The sequence below is a fragment of the Synechocystis sp. PCC 6803 substr. PCC-P genome (assembly GCF_000284455.1).
Lineage (GTDB): Bacteria > Cyanobacteriota > Cyanobacteriia > Cyanobacteriales > Microcystaceae > Synechocystis.
Map to the genome: position 1 here is coordinate 3,285,028 of NC_017039.1, position 16,232 is coordinate 3,301,259.

The 16,232-nt window shown below is 48.5% G+C and carries 15 protein-coding genes and 1 tRNA gene; 10 read left to right on the forward strand and 6 right to left on the reverse strand.

The features are described from left to right. Window positions 1-138 precede the first annotated feature (138 nt). The gene (locus tag SYNPCCP_RS15260) at window positions 139-2,064 is read left to right on the forward strand and encodes a GTPase family protein (RefSeq protein ID WP_228670065.1); all 1,926 of its coding nucleotides are present in this window, start codon (window positions 139-141) and stop codon (window positions 2,062-2,064) included. On the opposite strand, the gene SYNPCCP_RS15265 is transcribed toward SYNPCCP_RS15260, so the two are convergent. Then, a complete protein-coding gene (locus SYNPCCP_RS15265; protein WP_010874125.1) occupies window positions 2,056-3,585 on the reverse strand; it encodes a GAF domain-containing protein in 1,530 nt (509 codons plus the stop codon). The two genes, SYNPCCP_RS15260 and SYNPCCP_RS15265, sit on opposite strands and share 9 nt — an antisense overlap. A gap of 311 nt (window positions 3,586-3,896) precedes the next feature. Here SYNPCCP_RS15265 and SYNPCCP_RS15270 point away from each other — a divergent pair, with 311 nt between their 5' ends. Next, window positions 3,897-4,766, forward strand: a complete 870-nt coding sequence (locus SYNPCCP_RS15270; RefSeq protein WP_010874126.1) for an SWIM zinc finger family protein — start codon at window positions 3,897-3,899, stop codon at window positions 4,764-4,766. A 37-nt stretch (window positions 4,767-4,803) separates the two neighbouring features. Here SYNPCCP_RS15270 and SYNPCCP_RS15275 read toward each other — a convergent pair. Continuing rightward, window positions 4,804-4,889 (reverse strand) — tRNA-Leu (locus SYNPCCP_RS15275). A gap of 87 nt (window positions 4,890-4,976) precedes the next feature. Then, entirely contained in the window at window positions 4,977-5,684 is a 708-nt protein-coding gene (locus SYNPCCP_RS15280) for a hypothetical protein (protein WP_010874127.1), read from the reverse strand. A 193-nt stretch (window positions 5,685-5,877) separates the two neighbouring features. Here SYNPCCP_RS15280 and SYNPCCP_RS15285 point away from each other — a divergent pair, with 193 nt between their 5' ends. Continuing rightward, window positions 5,878-7,305 (forward strand): DUF3370 domain-containing protein, encoded by a 1,428-nt coding sequence (locus tag SYNPCCP_RS15285; protein WP_010874128.1) that lies wholly within the window; start codon window positions 5,878-5,880, stop codon window positions 7,303-7,305. On the opposite strand, the gene SYNPCCP_RS15290 is transcribed toward SYNPCCP_RS15285, so the two are convergent. Beyond that, entirely contained in the window at window positions 7,298-8,050 is a 753-nt protein-coding gene (locus SYNPCCP_RS15290) for a response regulator transcription factor (RefSeq protein WP_010874129.1), read from the reverse strand. The genes SYNPCCP_RS15285 and SYNPCCP_RS15290 overlap by 8 nt on opposite strands. Window positions 8,051-8,379: 329 nt before the next feature. Then, window positions 8,380-9,186 carry an inositol monophosphatase family protein gene (locus tag SYNPCCP_RS15295; RefSeq protein WP_014407159.1) on the reverse strand — a complete coding sequence of 269 codons (807 nt, stop codon included), beginning with the start codon at window positions 9,184-9,186 and terminating at the stop codon, window positions 8,380-8,382. A 75-nt stretch (window positions 9,187-9,261) separates the two neighbouring features. Between SYNPCCP_RS15295 and SYNPCCP_RS15300 the strand changes: the two genes are divergently transcribed. Next, window positions 9,262-10,047, forward strand: a complete 786-nt coding sequence (locus SYNPCCP_RS15300) for a hypothetical protein (protein WP_010874131.1) — start codon at window positions 9,262-9,264, stop codon at window positions 10,045-10,047. 64 nt (window positions 10,048-10,111) lie between these two features. Here the strand turns inward: SYNPCCP_RS15300 and SYNPCCP_RS15305 are convergent, their stop codons facing one another. Continuing rightward, entirely contained in the window at window positions 10,112-10,897 is a 786-nt protein-coding gene (locus SYNPCCP_RS15305) for a Crp/Fnr family transcriptional regulator (protein WP_010874132.1), read from the reverse strand. 228 nt (window positions 10,898-11,125) lie between these two features. On the opposite strand from SYNPCCP_RS15305, the gene SYNPCCP_RS15310 reads away from it, so the two are divergent. The 6 genes from SYNPCCP_RS15310 to SYNPCCP_RS15335 all read left to right on the forward strand — a co-directional run bounded on the left by SYNPCCP_RS15310 (window position 11,126) and on the right by SYNPCCP_RS15335 (window position 16,139). Beyond that, entirely contained in the window at window positions 11,126-12,184 is a 1,059-nt protein-coding gene (locus tag SYNPCCP_RS15310) for a sulfate ABC transporter substrate-binding protein (protein WP_010874133.1), read from the forward strand. A gap of 36 nt (window positions 12,185-12,220) precedes the next feature. Beyond that, window positions 12,221-12,514 carry an NIL domain-containing protein gene (locus tag SYNPCCP_RS15315; protein ID WP_010874134.1) on the forward strand — a complete coding sequence of 98 codons (294 nt, stop codon included), beginning with the start codon at window positions 12,221-12,223 and terminating at the stop codon, window positions 12,512-12,514. Between the two features lies 1 nt (window position 12,515). Continuing rightward, window positions 12,516-13,376 (forward strand): sulfate ABC transporter permease subunit CysT, encoded by an 861-nt coding sequence (gene cysT, locus SYNPCCP_RS15320; protein ID WP_010874135.1) that lies wholly within the window; start codon window positions 12,516-12,518, stop codon window positions 13,374-13,376. Then, the gene (cysW, locus tag SYNPCCP_RS15325; protein ID WP_010874136.1) at window positions 13,363-14,193 is read left to right on the forward strand and encodes a sulfate ABC transporter permease subunit CysW; all 831 of its coding nucleotides are present in this window, start codon (window positions 13,363-13,365) and stop codon (window positions 14,191-14,193) included. Before cysT ends, cysW begins: the two co-directional genes overlap by 14 nt. Before the next feature lie 161 nt (window positions 14,194-14,354). Next, a complete protein-coding gene (locus SYNPCCP_RS15330; protein ID WP_010874137.1) occupies window positions 14,355-15,422 on the forward strand; it encodes a sulfate/molybdate ABC transporter ATP-binding protein in 1,068 nt (355 codons plus the stop codon). Between the two features lie 189 nt (window positions 15,423-15,611). Further along, window positions 15,612-16,139: a type II secretion system protein GspG gene (locus SYNPCCP_RS15335; protein WP_010874138.1), complete on the forward strand. Its 528-nt coding sequence runs from the start codon at window positions 15,612-15,614 to the stop codon at window positions 16,137-16,139. Window positions 16,140-16,232 lie beyond the last annotated feature (93 nt).

Genomic DNA, 16,232 nt, shown 5'->3' on the forward strand with positions numbered 1-16,232 from the left:
AGTATATCTAGAGACAAATCCTGGTCGGGATAGGGTAGTCAAGTAGCTTTCCAGGCAGGCGTAATCCAACCTTCCAGTCTATCACGGTATCCCTGTTGAAACTTTGTCCCTGGGCCCATACCATGGGGACAATGTTTTTTGTTGGGAGCCCCCATGGCGATCGCCAATTCCCGTTTTCGTCCCTGGCAGGTGGGTATTTTAATTTTGCCCATTGCCGGGGTAATAAGCTTTTTGCTGGTGGCGGCCAGTTGGCAAATTAATGCTTGGCATTTGAACTGGATTTGGGCAGTGGTGGTGCTAATTTTCCTGGGCTGGCGTTGGTTGCTAGTGCGGTGGACCGCTCCCTTAGCGGCTCCCAATGGACAAACATCTTTCCCTACCATTTCCCTGGGAGAGTCCACGGCGGACGTTAACGTTGGGAAAATTGAGCAGGCGTTAAACGAGATTCTCCAGGCTTCCCGTCAAGATGTGCCAGCGTGGCAGGATTGGCCCCTATTTTGGCAGAGATGTCAGCAGGTGGTGACGTTAGTGGCCCAGACCTATTACCCAGAAGTGAAATATCCCCTACTCAACATCTACGTACCGGATGCCTATGGTTTAATCCGGGGCACAGTGGATGATATGGACCGCTGGGTTGCCAACCTTTCCCCCACCCTCAACCAAGTTTCACTAGCTCGGGTGTATCAATCCTACGAAGTTTATCAAAAGCTGGAACCATCCCTAAGGAAAATTTGGCAGGTGTGGTATTGGGGGCAATGGCTGCTCAATCCGGTGGCGGCGGCGGCTCGGTTAGCTAGTCAGCAAAGTAATCAGCAAGCGACTCAGCAATTGTTGGTTAATTTGAGTCAACAGTTACGGGAAGCAACCCTGCGTACCCTCTGTCGCCAGGCGATCGCCTTGTACAATCCGGCCAGCGGTAATTTGCCGGACAATTTTGCTAGCGGGGGAAACTCCATCCCAGGGCTAGTTAAGGCTAAAAGCCAGACTTTGCAGAATATTTTGGCCCAGGGGCAATCCCCCCAGGAAGTGGAGCAACAGCCGGTCAATGTTTTATTGGTAGGGCGCACTGGGGCGGGGAAAAGTAGCTTGATTAATGCCCTTTTTCAAACCAATTTGGCGGTGACGGATTTACTGCCCAGCACCACGGAAATTACCAAGTATGAATGGCGCACCAGGGATGGAGAAATGCTCATGCTTTGGGACAGTCCTGGTTATGAGCAGGGGCAACGGAAGGATTTGCGGCAACTGGTGTTGGACTATGCCCAACGGGCCGACGTAATTTTATTGCTCAATCCCGCTTTAGATCCGGCTTTGCAGATGGATGCGGACTTTGTGCGGGATCTCCAAACCCTGGGGGGCGATCGCCCTTTAATTCTTTTGGTAACCCAGGTGGACCGACTGCGCCCTGTGCGACAATGGCAACCCCCCTACAATTGGCGATCGGGGGAACAAGCCAAGGAAAAATCCATCCGGGAAGCGGTGCAGTATCGGGTAGAGCAATTAGGGCAGTATTGTGAACAAGTTTTGCCCGTTGTGAGTGGGGATGAAGCGGTGGGGCGATCGCCTTGGGGCCTAGAAGAACTTTCCGTCGCCCTAGTAACTGTGGTTAGCCCGGCCCAACAACAAAGGCTAGCCCGCTTTTTACGCAATCTGGAGGCCCGTTCCCTGGCCGCGGCCCAAATCATTGACCGTTATGCTCTGCAAATGACCACTACCCAAGGGGTGACGGCCTTGTTAAAAAGTCCGGTGTTGCAATTTGTTTCTAGCTTGACCACCGGTTCTCCGGCCCTAGCCTATCTACTAGCGGAGCAAATTCCCATTGAGCAATTGCCCCTAGTGTTGGGGAAGCTCCAATTGGCCTATGACCTATTTAATTTATTGGCGGCGGATAACGACGATACCAGTTTTGATCTACTCACTCTCTGGCCCCTATTGCTGGACAATCCAGTGTCCCCCGATCGCAATGCCTGGGCCTTTGGCCATGCCCTGTTGGAATATTGGACGCAAAATTTGACGGTGGAGCAGTTGGGAGTCAGATTTCGCCATTATTGTGAGCTAAGCTGATTGGTTGATTAACGGTGAAAGATTAGGCTGACTATGGTTGATATTGGCTTGGGGCGACATTTTAGGCCATTGCACCCAGTAACGGTAACCCCGCTGGGCACTGCCCTGTAGCGCAATCTGCCCCTGATGACTTTTGATGAAATAAAAACTGAGGGTTAAAGCCAAAATTTGTCGGCAATGGTGACCCTGACTTTCTTGGTTATGGCCCTGAAGTTTCAGAGCTAAGTACTCCAAGGTCAACTGGATATTTACTTCTGCTTGGTTGGCTTCCCCTTCTGTGAGTAAATCCTGTAGGAGCACATGGGGCAAACCCTGGCCCTGGGGAGAATCAACCCAAACAGTTAAGTGCAAATAGTCTTGGTCAGCGGAGGTGTGAATGTGTAACGTGCCATCTGTTACCCCCTCATCCAACAAACTAAGCAATAGGTAATATATTCCCTGTCTGGCCTTAACTTTGTCTAGGGGCCAATATTTCAGCCCCGATTCTAGGGAAAGTTTGAGGGCAAGCCGTTGTTGACCGAGTACTGCGGCCATTTTATCCTGCCAATACTCCCCCAGTAGGGCCAAATTGACATTGACAATTTGTAAGCCCTGGCGAACGGGTTTAATCTGCTCCAGTTCAATAATTTCCTCAATGGCTTGGTTAACCCGTTGGCCACTCTGGTGAATAATTTCTAGATACTGTTTTTGTTTGTCATTCAGCTTGCCAAAAACCTCATCCCTTAAAACACTGGCCATACCGATCACGGCTGTGAGGTCCCGCTGGGTACGGATTAGGTAATGGGGCACCAATTGCAGTTTGACTGCCTCTGGAGAATGGGCCGATCGCCCTGATGTCTGTGGTTTATTCAAGTTGTTACCGTTGGCAGAAAAAGCACTATTCTCCCCCCCGGCGATCGAACTTAACCGGACATTAACATTATTGAAATTGCGGTCAGGTTGCCCCTGGTTAGCGGCGAGACAAGCTTGGTGTTCAATTTCCCCCATGCACCAACGGGCAGTCATATTCATTAGGGCCACATCTGGCTCCCTAAAATCATGGGGAGAAAAGTCTAGGGCCGCCAAGGTTCCGAGACACACACCATCCCTGGTTAGCAGGGGAGTGCCCAGGTAAGACCTAATACCATAACGCTGGTACAATTCCCCCTCAGCAAAAAATGGTTCCGCCAGAGCATCGGTAATCATTAGTGGCATGGCACTATCCACCACCAGGGTACAGTAAGCATCGTTGCGACTGATCTGCCGGGAAACCAAATTAGGGTTACCCACACCCAATCTATAGATACCTACTGCAGATACAATATTTATTTCATCTTCCACCATCAAACCCACTAAACAAATAGGTAGTCCCAGATTCCTAGCTAAGGTTTGGGTAGCCTCCTCGAAGAAAGTGCTGTTTCTATTGGTTAACAAACCTAATTCCAACAGTTTATTTTGCCTCTGTGCATCTTTTTCTCGCTTCGATAAGCCGTCAAGGGCACAACTCAAGCCGAAACTGTAACCATGTTGATTGACAAACATATTAAGATTTTCGTACCCAGTATGTTTTTAGAACCTATTTCCTATATCTAGGATGCTCTGTCTACAGGAGGATGACAACCCCCCCCAGTAAAACTTTAGAAAAAATTTTAGGTAGGCTAGGACAAGACAACCGGGGATAAATCTTAAATCTATTTCTGAGAAGGTTTCAGTGACTGTTGGTTCTAACCGTCTCGATCTTCGCTATGGGAATCGTTATAGGATGGTTGGGGAAAAATCCCCATTCCCCATTAATTACAGTGGTGATTTTAGTCAGAAACCTTTGGCCATAGAGGGTAGAATTGCTAAATTTGATGGAAGCCAAGATCGAACAACGGCAATGGTGGGTGGATCGATGGTTAGAGCTATTAGATTCCTACCGATTTAAAAAGCGCCTCGAGCGGGCGAGGAATTATGCCAGGGAGGGCAATGTCCTTAGTTTGCAGTTTGTTGAGAGTAAGCTAACTGCCCTGGTGCAGGGCACAGAGGTGGACCCCTATCAAGTCACCCTGGGGTTGGATTGCTTCAGTGATGAGGATTGGCATTATGTGGTGGCAACCCTAGCGCAACAGGCCCTATACGCAGCCCAGTTGCTCGGTGGAGCCATGCCCCCCAGCATTGAGCAGGTATTTGTGCAAAATGGTTTAAATTTGTTCCCCTTCACTTTGGGGGAGGTGCATTCCCGCTGTAGCTGTCCAGACAAAGCCAATCCCTGCAAGCATATCGGTGCGGTGTACTATCAGTTGGCAGACCATTTTCAAGAAGATCCGTTTGTAATTTTTCGTTTGCGGGGTCGGAGCCGGAGTGAGTTGCTAGAGCAGTTGAGTTGTTATCGACAGCTTAGTCCAGCCCAGTTGGCCACCTATGATCCAGATCTTTGGAGTGACTCAATGGCGATCGCCATTGATATTGATGTGGAGGAAGGGACAACAATTGCCAAGCCCCAAAAAGAAACCAAAGCAGAGCAACAGCAAGCTATCAAAGAATTTTGGCAGTATGGGGGGGAATTGGTGCCGGAATTGACGGCGATCGCCCCACCGGACAACCCACTGCAACAGATTGAACGCCTGGGAGATCTGCCTTTGAATTACGAAGTGGCCAGGGAAATTAAACAGGCATTAACGCAAATCTATCAGGCCGCTAGCCAAGCTGCCCTAGGACAAATGGTGGGGACCAGCGAATAGCCAGCCTAAACCTAGGAGAAAAAAGAGAAAGTTTTAATGGGGGTGGAGAGACTCGAACTCTCACGAGCTTATAAGGCTCAACGGATTTTAAATCCGCAGCGTCTACCATTCCGCCACACCCCCAACAATTGGGGTTCACCGATTCCTCGGCGATTAAGCATCATACCACAGAAAGTTTCCCCCACCAGTTTGGCAAGATTTCCAGCCCAGCTAACGTTGCTGGGGTTGCCACTCCAGATAAACTCCAAAGCGACTTTCCCGGTAGGCGGGGGAATTTTGCCGTTGTACATCTGTGGCAATGCGCCATTGGGGAGTCAACGCATAGCCCACGGAAAGGGTGCTAACGCCCACTTCTGCTGTGCCCCCAGGAGCAACAAAATTTTGGCTGAAGCTGATGTCCGCCGCTCCGGTGCGGGAAAGGGCCAAGACCACTTTGCCCCCCACATTAAACCCCTCACTGTGGTAATCATTTTGGGCGATCGCCCGGTAACCAAGCAGGGGAGTGACATTGACGTACCAACCCAGAGGCAAGAGATAGTATTGCAGATTCGCCCCGCCCCCCTGTTGTCCAGCAAAATTGGTGTAATAGTCACCGCTCACACTCAAAGGGGATTGGCCAACAAATAAGTCTTCCACGCCGATCGCCGCCCCACTGGATTGGTCATCGTCGGGAAAATAGTTATAACCCAAGCGCACCCTCGTTAAAAAAGCTGGATCATTGTTATTTTGCTCAAATAAATCGGGGGTTTCCTCCCACCACCGTTGCAAAGTAGGACTACTTTCCACCATGGCAGGCTCCAAATCTAACGGGTTTTCCCCCGGCTCCTGGGCCCCTACACTCCCTACACTGGCGATCGCCGAAAAAATAACCAAGCTAGAAGGTAACAAACTCAGCCAACCACGAAAAATCACAGTCATAACCCCTCTATCAACGGTTTTAACCCCAGAATCCGGTCACTGACCCCTGGGGAAGGCAAAAATTCTCTACCCACAAAGTCAAATAGTCCGAGACGGCAACTTGACAAGACAAGTTCCAAATAGCACTCTAAGTAAAAGCTAATTTCCTTATGACTCCCAACAGCCTGTCAAATTCTATTTCAGCGGACAAACTATGATCCCACTGCTTTCCCCCATGATGTTGGCTCAAATCGTCACCGCCCCCATCCAGCCGATCGAAGCAGATTATATTGTGCAGCCGCAGGAAATAAGACCTTTGCCGGGGCAACTTGACCAAATACCCGTTTTTAACAGCAACAGTCCAGAAGTAGTAGAAGGGGAAGGAATTTTACTTTCCACCTTTCCCGCAGACCGTAAATACTACCCCAACGCCCACCTCAACAAAGCCCTCAACGGTCGCTTTGACTTTTTCTCCCATCACATCGCCCGGCCAAGGGATTCCCGCACCCTTTACCAAGGAGTGTTAATGGGTAATCCCACCGACAGAACCATCACTGTCCGCATTCTCCAGGGTGGCAGTTACCTCACCGGCCCCGATGCCCCCTTTATTAACCTGGCCCCCAGCGTAGAAGATCCCCACGGACAATTCTTCTCTGGCCCTGGTTCTAAATTAATGAGTCAATTACTGCGGGGCAACACCCAAGCTGGCTTCCCCAGCCAAGTGATTATTCCCCCGGGGCAAACCAGATTGTTATTTTCCCTGGCCATCAATCGCAGCAGTGCCCGTTCCACTTACCTCCGACTCCAGAGCAATGGCCCTATTTACATGGCCAATCTGGCTATGTACGCTGTGCCAGAATACACCCCGGTGGTAGATACTGCCAGCGCCGGCGCTAACCTGCCTACCCCCAAAGTGACCTATCGCCCCCCTACGTTGGACAATTGGCAAGCAATGCTATATCGAGGTTATTTGGCCTACCCCAGAGACTTGGCCCCCACTCCGCCGGACCAAATCCGCCCCGGAGCACCCCGCACCCCCATTTATGGAAGGGTAGCCGGCATTTCCCAAGGGGCTTCTTGGCAAGCCACCCTGGTGGATAACCCCAAGGCTCAATTCCTCAGTATTCCCCAACGGGGCAGAGCTTTTTCCTATCCCCTCAGTACCGTCAGTGTGGGTACCTATGCCACCCAACAGGTACAGAGTGCCCCTATGCTGGCCCGCTACCCTGATACCGCTTACCTCGCCCATGGCAACTACGGCGTTCATTACCAGTTGAAACTGCCCCTCAAAAATGTGACCAATAATAGACAAAGCGTTTCCCTCACCCTGCAAACCCCGATCAAACAGGATCAATATAACGATCGCCTATTCTTTATGCGCCAACCCAGCGGGCAGATATTTTTCCGGGGCACCGTCAGGGTTAGTTATGTGGATGGAGACAACCAATCCCAGGAGCGCTTTTTTCACCTCACCCAACGGCGGGGAGAAATGAGCAATCCCCTCATCACTTTGAATATGCAACCGGGGGAACAACGGGAAGTGACGGTGGATTTGATGTATCCCCCCGATGCTACTCCTCCCCAGGTGTTGACAGTCAAAACAGAGGAGCTTTATTACGGCAGTTTTTCTTCCCCTAGGTAAGTACAGAGACTCCGGCGGGGGAAAGGGTAACAGGTTTCTCCGCCACAACTTTCTTCTCTTCCAAAATAGACGAGTTAAAACGGTAGCCCACATTTCGCACAGTCTGAATTAGACTGGGTTGCCTGGGGTCTGTCTCAATTTTTTTCCGGAGGGAAAGGACGTGGGTGTCGATGGTGCGGGGATTGTCGATCGCCTCGGGCCAGGCCCGGCGGAGTAGCTCTGTGCGGCTGAGGGCACTACCTTCCGCTTGGGTCAGCACGTAGAGCAAACTGAATTCCTGGGGGGTGAGGTCGACAAAATTGCCCTGATATTCCACTCGACGCTGTACCAAATCAATTTTTAGTACTCCATAATCCAACAACAAAGGGGCGGCCACAGTGCGGACCCGGCGAATTAGACATTCTATGCGGGCTAAAAATTCCTGCATGCCAAAGGGCTTGGTTAGATAATCATCAGCCCCAGCCTTTAACCCATGGACAATGTCTTTTTCTGTGTCCTTGGCGGAAAGAATAAAAATCATTGACTGGTGCTGTTGATATAACCAACGGCAAAGCTCAATGCCATCCCCATCAGTAAGGTCAGAATCAATCACGGCCAGGGTGGGCAATTGGTTATTAAATGCCTGGCGGGCTTGGTGGAAACCGCTACATTGTTGGACAAGGTAGCCGCTCTGCTGGAGGTGCCAGCTCAATAGAGAGCGGAGATGGGGGTTACCCTCTACGACTGATATGTAGACTGGATTCACCGATCTAGACCCCTGACTGAAAGTTCCCTGTTAATCTAACAAAGTCAATGTCAAGGCTTTGTAACAACAGTTACCTGCATGGGGGGGCAAATCTTCAAAAAATATAAAGAATTTGCTCGCCATAATGTTAATTGTTCGTACCATTTCCGTCGCTCAACGGTTAACTTTTGTCAGACCAATGGGCCATGAAAAAATTTGAAAATCCCTTAGCAAGGTTTTGGTGTAGAGCACAAATTTACCCAATCAAGCTCCCTCAATACCAGGAGACTTTGATGTTCGCCCCAAATCTGGGGAGTCTGGGTGCTTTAAAAATCTATTCCGGGTCATCTTCACTGCGCTGCTAAGACTAGGGGTTTGAATTGTTCCATAAGTTCCCTGCGACTGGCGGTAATGCAGGGATAGGGGCGATCGCCATAGTCTTCTCCTATCGTAAGCGGAAACAATGGTTCGGGGCGGAGGCAAAGAAATTCCCCTCCGGCGGCCAACAGGATTGGCCAGGCTCCAGCAATGTCCCAAATTTTTGGTGTTTTTTCCGTTCCCCCGAGGGCAGCCCCTAGGGCCACCAGGGCCAGATTGTAACTACTAACCCCAATGAGCCTCAATTTACAGGGAAAGGGATTGGTTAAAATTCCGGCGCTACGGGCACAAAGATTAAACAAATGATTTTGACTAGGCTCGGCGTCACTAACCTGGATTGGTTCCCCATTCAGAAAGGCCCCCTGGGGCCCGGTTAACCCAGAATTTTCTAGCCAATAGCCCCAAAAGGATTGCTGTAGTAAAGGAAAATGGAGAAAACCAAACACTGGTGTGCCCCGGTAGAGTAGGCCAAGGGAAATGCCCCAGATGGGAATGCCCCTGGCGAAATTGGTGGTGCCATCAATGGGATCGACAATCCAACACCAGTCATTAGCAGGAAAAATGTGGGCGGTTTCCTCCGTCAGCACTCCATGGTCGGGAAATTGGACGGCAATACGTTGGCGCAATTCCTGGTCAGACCATTGATCGGCGGCGGTGACCAAACTACCGTCGGCTTTGCGTTGGGCAGGGATTCTGGCGGATTGGGCCACCAACTCTGTGGCGATCGCCTTGGTGGTGGACTGACAAAAGCTCAAAACCTCTGGCCAAAAAGTCTCCATGTCGAATCTTGATATAGTAAATAGACTGCCTGACAAGGGCAATATGGCCATCATCACACATCGCAGGAATTTGCTGTGACCCAGGTTTGGTTTCCCTCCAAAAAATCGGCTACGTCGGTGAAATCAACCGGTCAGTTTTTGCCCCTTTCCCCCAAGGAAATTACAGCCCTGGCCCTTCGTTTGACTGAGTATCGCTGGCTATACCGTTGGGGCCCCTGGAGTGGGGGGGCTTTTTTGGTGACTATGCTCTGGGCAACGGAATGGCGACTGATGCTTGCCACGGGCCTGGGGGTAGGTAGTATGCGGTTGGTCTATTGGCTTTTGACCCATCACCAGGAACTCCAAGCCAAACAGTGGCACCAGTTTTTTTCTGGACCCCAGGGTCGATTGACCATTGCCGGTGGTGGAGGTGGTTTAACTGCGGTCGGCACCTATATGGCCACCATGGTGTGGTCGGAAGTGGAAAATCCTTGGTTGGCCACGGGCATTATTTTGCAGGGTTTGGGTTCCCTCGCTACAGTAGGATTATTGCTCTGGCAACGGCGAAAAGTGGCTGCTCCCAAATTACTCACTGCCCCAGTTTCCGATTTTGACCGTTGTTTGCATTACCTGGCCCATGGCGATCGCCTGCAGAAATTAATTGCCCTGCGTCAGTTACAACAATGGCAAAATCAGCCCAGTCCAGACTCTCCGAACCCGAGAGAACTGGCCTTATACCTCCAAGCTTTTTTAGACATTGAACAGGACCTAGCCCTACAACGGGTAGCGTTGCATTTGCTCCAGCAGTGCGGACAATCTCCCATCCGCCAAGAACCTTTATCCATTCCCCAACGACAAAAACAACGGCAAGCGATTGAATGATGCGGCTCCCACCGGTTGAGTTGTGCGGGTAACAATTCAGCCATTACTGTTAACTTCTTAGTCCTTATTTCAAGGGCCACCAGTTAACCTTTTCCCGGGTGGCACTGTAAACTTCCTTGAGTCCTTCCGGGGCCAGAATTTGAATTAAGTCTTCTTTTTCTCCCTTGGGAATGGCAATCAGATGGTGTTTTTGCATACCCTTCAGCACCTGCTCCACCGTTCTTTGATTGAGCTGGCAAGCCCTGGCGATCATATCAATGGGCAAATCGAAAATATAATTCCCCTGGCGATCGGGTTGGTTGCCCAGTTCTCTTTCTTGATAAATCAACGCCCGCAGTAAACTCGCCACCGCTTGGGGAGGGTAGGTACTGCAATTGAGCAGATGATATTCAAATTTTTGTTGTAATTCAAATAGAAAACGATACCGTTCCCGAAAAATTTCGCTATTTTCATAAATTTGCTCAACAGTAGCGAGGGGAATTTTAATGACGTGGGTGGTCTTATAAACCTCGACAGAACAAGGAAAAGATTTACTGGCCAAACCATAGCTAAAGGGCAAACTGCGCCAACCAAAGCAACTGCCAGCATAGTTAATGGCAATGATGCGGTCCAGAGGAGTGCTACGGGTGATGACGACACCATCATCCAACATCACATAAAGATTATCCAGGGTTTGATCCGGCAGAAATGCAGTGTAAATGGGTCGATTGGAAAACAGTTTTTCGATTTTAAGTTCTGCTGAAGCAAGATAATCCGCCACCAAGGGGAGATCCATGCCCCGAAAAAGATAGCTTTCTTGCACTAATCGTTCCGGCAGGGCAGGGGATAAAGCAGGCGATCGTTTAGCCATAGAACTCAGAGATAACGTCCAGTGCCCCAGTTCACGGTCGGGCAAACCCCAGCTCAATCATGACACAGACCGAATCCCGACAGAACGGAGAATTCACACGAATAACAAAACATTAACGATGCGAGCAAAATATTTTTATGTGCATTTTAAAAATAAATTGCAAAACATTTCAAATTCAACTATGATTTATCGAGATTACACACAGGTCACAATTTCAAGGAGTTAACGATGGCTCGATCTGCTTTTGGCTGGGGATTTTCGGTGATCGCCGTTTTGATGGTGGGCAGTATCACCGCTTGCAACACCACCACCACCACCGAGCCAGGGCAAGGGGAAAATGCTAGCCAGGCCCCCGCTAATTTGACCTTGGTCAGCTACGCCGTTACCAGGGATGCCTTTGAAAAAATCATTCCCAAATTCACCGAAGAATGGAAAAGCAAAACCGGTCAAGATGTCACCTTTGAGCAAAGCTATGGCGGTTCCGGCAGTCAAACTAGGGCCGTGGTGGATGGTCTAGAAGCGGATATTGTTGCCTTAGCCCTCAGTTCCGACGTGCAAAAAATTGAAAGTGCAGGGCTGATTCAGCCGGGGTGGGAACAGGAAGCCCCCAATGGATCGATTGTGACTAACTCGGTCATCGCCTTTGTGACCAAAGCATCGGACAACATCAAAGTAGAAAAATGGGCAGATTTGGCCAACCCTGAAGTCAAAGTGATTACCGCCAACCCAAAAACTTCCGGGGGGGCTCGCTGGAATTTCCTCGGCATTTGGGGTTCGGTAACCAAAACCGGAGGCACAGAAGAACAAGCCTTTGATTTTGCTGGTAAGGTTTTAGCTAATGCTCCAGTATTACCAAAGGATGCGCGGGAGTCCACCGATGTTTTTTATAAACAGGGTCAGGGCAACGTTTTGCTCAATTATGAAAACGAAGTGCTATTAGCCAAGCAAAAAGGGGAAAATCAACCCTATATCATTCCCCAGGATTTCAATGTTTCCATTAGCGGCCCTGTCGCTGTTGTGGATACTACCGTGGACAAAAAAGGTACCAGGGAAGTAGCTGACGCCTTTGTGCAATATTTGTTCACCCCAGAAGCACAACAAATTTTTGCTGAAACCGGATTCCGCCCTGTGAATGAAGAAGTTTTGGCTAAGTTTGCTAGCCAATATCCCAAAGTTGAGAATTTAGCCACCATTGAAGAGTTCGGCGGTTGGAAAAAAGCCCAAGCAGAATTCTTTGATGAAGGGGGTATTTTCGACAAAGTTATTACCAAAATTGGTAGGCAATAACAATTCCAAGCAGTTTTGATTGAAGCTAATTAACCCATGCAAGCACAAACTTTCTCCCACCTCCATAGCCAGAGTTCTCAACGAACTACCGAGGTAACCCTTTACCTAACTATTCCCGAAAGCTATCGTCAAGAACCGATTGTCACCCAACTGGTGAGCCGTTACCAACTCCAGGTAAATATCCTCGCGGCAACTTTGGGCACTAACGGCGGTCAAGGTCAATTTAAACTAACTTTAATTGGCCATGCCCAAGCAATTAATAACGCCCTAGCTTACCTAGAGCAATTGCAAGTCACCATAGTTTTAGACCAGGAGTCCGACGGCTGGTAACATGACCACAAATCTTCCTTTTTCTTCCCCGTCTAAACAACTCAATAGGTTTAGTTTTTGGCAATCTATTTCTATACCCTGGGTAGTAACAATTATTTATCTGTTACTAATTTTGGTATTACCCATTGCAGCTCTCTTAGTTAAATCTGCCTCCTTGGGTTTAGAAGGATTTTGGCAAATTGCCACCACTCCTATCGCCATTTCCACCTATAACGTCACCTTTATCACGGCTCTGGCGGCAGGGCTGGTCAACGGTGTAATGGGCACTTTAGTGGCATGGGTGCTAGTCCGCTGTCAATTTCCAGGCAAAAAAATTGTTGATGCCATGGTGGATTTACCCTTTGCTCTGCCCACCTCCGTTGCTGGTTTAGTGTTGGCTACTTTGTATAGTCAAACGGGTTGGGTAGGTCGCTTTTTTGCTCCATTTGGCATTCAAATAGCTTTCAGTCGCCTGGGGGTATTTGTGGCTATGGTTTTCATTTCCCTGCCTTTTATTGTGCGAACTCTACAGCCAGTTTTACAGGAGTTGGAAGAAGAGGCAGAGGAAGCAGCATGGTCCTTAGGGGCAACGGAATTCCAAACTTTTTGGCGGGTAATTTTTCCCCCTTTAATTCCGCCGATTTTAACAGGGATTGCTTTGGGGTTTTCCAGGGCAGTGGGGGAATATGGCTCGGTGGTTTTAATTGCTTCCAATATTCCTTTTAAAGATCTGATTGCCCCGGTGTTAGTGTTTGAGCGGTTGGAACAATATGATTATCCTGCTGCAACGGTAATTGGGGCAGTACTGTTATCTGTTTCTCTGATTTTATTGCTAATTATTAACCTACTGCAACAATGGGGTCGCCGCTATGCTAACGATTAATTTACCGAAAACTTTTAAAGTTAAATATCTACTCATTGCCCTAGCTTTATTTTATTTAATTTTAGTTTTACTACTGCCGGCGATCGCCGTTTTTTATGAGGCTTTTCATAAAGGAGTAGAGCCATTTATACAAGCTATGGGAGATCGAAATTTTCAGTCGGCCCTGCAATTAACCGTTGTCATGGCGCTGATTTCCGTTCCTTTGAACACGGTATTTGGTCTCTGTGCCGCTTGGGTTTTAGCCCGCAATCAATTTCCCGGTCGAGCCTTATTTTTAAGCGTTTTAGATTTACCTTTCTCCATCTCTCCCGTAGTCGCAGGTTTAATGATTGTTCTCCTCTACGGCAAAAATGGCTGGATCGGTAGCTGGTTTGCTAGCTGGGATATTCAGATTATTTTTTCTGTGCCCGGCATGGCGATCGCCACTATTTTTGTTACCTTGCCCTTCGTGGCCAGGGAAGTAATTCCCGTACTAGAAGAATTGGGACCAGAACAGGAGGAAGCGGCCCGCACTTTAGGGGCTAAAGATTGGCAAATTTTCTGGCGGGTTACCTTACCCAATATTCGCTGGGGCTTACTTTATGGAGTTCTGTTAACCAATGCTCGGGCCATGGGAGAGTTTGGCGCAGTGGCGGTGGTTTCCGGCAGTATTCTGGGCAAAACCAGTACATTACCTATTTTTGTGGAGCAGGAATACAAAAACTATCAAACGGAAGCGGCCTTTGGGGCAGCGGTGGTATTAGCTTTATTGGCAGTGGTGACCCTAGTTCTAAAGGAAATTTTAGAGCAGCGCACCGGGCATCATAAAGCTGTTTAACCTTTCACTTTCCCTGCCAAATTTCCGGGAAACTAAATAAAAGTACCAGGTATTACTGGAACTGCGGAGGGGACAGACCAAAATTTTGTCAACATAGCCTGAAACTAACACCATTTTTGAGTTTGACAATCTAACTTCTCTTATATTTAACTGAGGACATCATGAGTATTATTATTAATAACGTTTCTAAACAATTTGGCGATTTTACTGCTTTAAAAGATATTAACCTAGAAGTTCCCGATGGTAAGTTAGTTGCCTTATTGGGCCCTTCCGGTTCCGGAAAATCAACTTTGCTCAGGGCGATCGCCGGATTGGAAGAGCCGGATCAAGGGCAAATTATTATTAATGGTCAGGATGCCACCCATGTGGATATTCGTAAGCGCAACATTGGTTTTGTTTTTCAGCACTACGCTTTGTTTAAACATTTAACTATTCGACAAAATATTGCTTTTGGTTTGGAAATTCGCAAGCATCCCCCAGCGAAAACTAAGGAAAGGGTGGAGGAATTACTTTCATTAATCCAATTGGAAGGTTTAGGTAATCGTTACCCCTCCCAACTCTCTGGCGGCCAACGGCAACGGGTAGCCTTAGCCAGGGCTTTAGCAGTACAACCCCAGGTTTTATTATTAGATGAACCATTTGGGGCTCTGGATGCTAAAGTACGGAAAGAATTGCGGGCTTGGCTGCGAAAATTACATGATGAAGTGCATCTAACCAGCGTGTTTGTTACCCATGACCAGGAAGAGGCTATGGAAGTGGCGGATGAAATTGTGGTGATGAGTAATGGCAAAATCGAGCAAGTGGGCACTGCAGAAGAAATTTATGAGCACCCTGCCAGTCCTTTTGTGATGGGTTTCATTGGCGAAGTTAATGTTTTACCCCGTAATGCTTCCCTCTTTAACTACCACGCTTTTGAACCCCACTCCAGCAATAATGGGCATCAAGAGCCGGTTTTTGTCCGACCCCATGATTTTGAATTGTTAACGGAAGCGGACGATGCCAGCGTAGCGGGGACCATCAAAAGAGTTATTCACCTCGGTTCAGAAATCCAGGTGGAAGTATTGCTAATGGATAACACCGCTGTGCTTGCTTACCTAAACCGGGAACAAGGGCAACAGCTTAATCCTAAAGCTGGAAAAAAAGTATTTATTAAGCCCCGGGTCGCTAAGGTTTTTGCTGGAGCTTCTTCCGCGGCTTCTACCCATTTTATTTATGGTACGGGTATCTAAATAAACTATTTTAAACTGGATCTATAAGCTCCAATGCCCTGGGGAGTAACTGAAAGGAAACGAAAAAATAATCTTCTTCCTATTCTATTCCTTCTGATTGAGTAACCAGGACTTTTGGGTACGCTTTCGATTAGAAGTGTGAGGAAAGAGGTTTGCTTTCCCCCTGTTTAGTAATCCATCCCTAGAGCCGTGAACTCATCTAAGACCGCATTCAGAGGTCATAATGTTTTTTTGCTCCGCCATGCCCTGGCATGCTCGACGGGATTCACCTTGCTGGAAATATTAGTTGTTGTGATCGTTATTGGTATTCTAGGGGCGATCGCCGTGCCGAACTTGCTGGCCCAAGTAGACAAGGCTAGGTACTCGGAAGCGAAAACCCAGATGAGCTGTATGGCCAAGGAATTAACGGTGTATCGCTATGAACATGGCACTTTTCCCCCGGATGTGAACCGTAATATTAAACCAGCAGGAATTGAGTGCTTTTACACCCGACAGAGTGGCCAGGTTCCTTTTGATTCCCAATACGATTACGATCGCCACGGTTCCCAGTGTTACGCCCATATTTCTTTCTTTGGCAAGGACGGAGAAAGGGATGCCCCCACTGCTGGCTCACCGGTATATCCTAATCCTGGACTTTACGATCACAGTGAAACGAACCCCAACTCCGACGACTGGGTTTATAGTCTTGGTTTAAATCCGGGAGGCATCGAATGTTAACTCGGTCTTCATAGCTGTGCCATCACAAAGGCTGGGGTCAGTTGATGTTGGCCATTAAAATTTTCTCTGTTTGCCAATTGTCCATAGGTTAGC

What these genes read in the sequence shown, in the direction of transcription:
- cysT (WP_010874135.1), top strand. Translation starts at nt 12,516, where the DNA reads ATGACCACAAATCTTCCTTTTTCTTCCCCGTCTAAACAACTCAATAGG.
- SYNPCCP_RS15310 (WP_010874133.1), top strand. Translation starts at nt 11,126, where the DNA reads ATGGCTCGATCTGCTTTTGGCTGGGGATTTTCGGTGATCGCCGTTTTG.
- SYNPCCP_RS15315 (WP_010874134.1), top strand. Translation starts at nt 12,221, where the DNA reads ATGCAAGCACAAACTTTCTCCCACCTCCATAGCCAGAGTTCTCAACGA.
- SYNPCCP_RS15285 (WP_010874128.1), top strand. Translation starts at nt 5,878, where the DNA reads ATGATCCCACTGCTTTCCCCCATGATGTTGGCTCAAATCGTCACCGCC.
- SYNPCCP_RS15280 (WP_010874127.1), bottom strand. Translation starts at nt 5,684, where the DNA reads ATGACTGTGATTTTTCGTGGTTGGCTGAGTTTGTTACCTTCTAGCTTG.
- SYNPCCP_RS15265 (WP_010874125.1), bottom strand. Translation starts at nt 3,585, where the DNA reads ATGTTTGTCAATCAACATGGTTACAGTTTCGGCTTGAGTTGTGCCCTT.
- SYNPCCP_RS15330 (WP_010874137.1), top strand. Translation starts at nt 14,355, where the DNA reads ATGAGTATTATTATTAATAACGTTTCTAAACAATTTGGCGATTTTACT.
- SYNPCCP_RS15295 (WP_014407159.1), bottom strand. Translation starts at nt 9,186, where the DNA reads ATGGAGACTTTTTGGCCAGAGGTTTTGAGCTTTTGTCAGTCCACCACC.
- SYNPCCP_RS15270 (WP_010874126.1), top strand. Translation starts at nt 3,897, where the DNA reads ATGGAAGCCAAGATCGAACAACGGCAATGGTGGGTGGATCGATGGTTA.
- cysW (WP_010874136.1), top strand. Translation starts at nt 13,363, where the DNA reads ATGCTAACGATTAATTTACCGAAAACTTTTAAAGTTAAATATCTACTC.
- SYNPCCP_RS15305 (WP_010874132.1), bottom strand. Translation starts at nt 10,897, where the DNA reads ATGGCTAAACGATCGCCTGCTTTATCCCCTGCCCTGCCGGAACGATTA.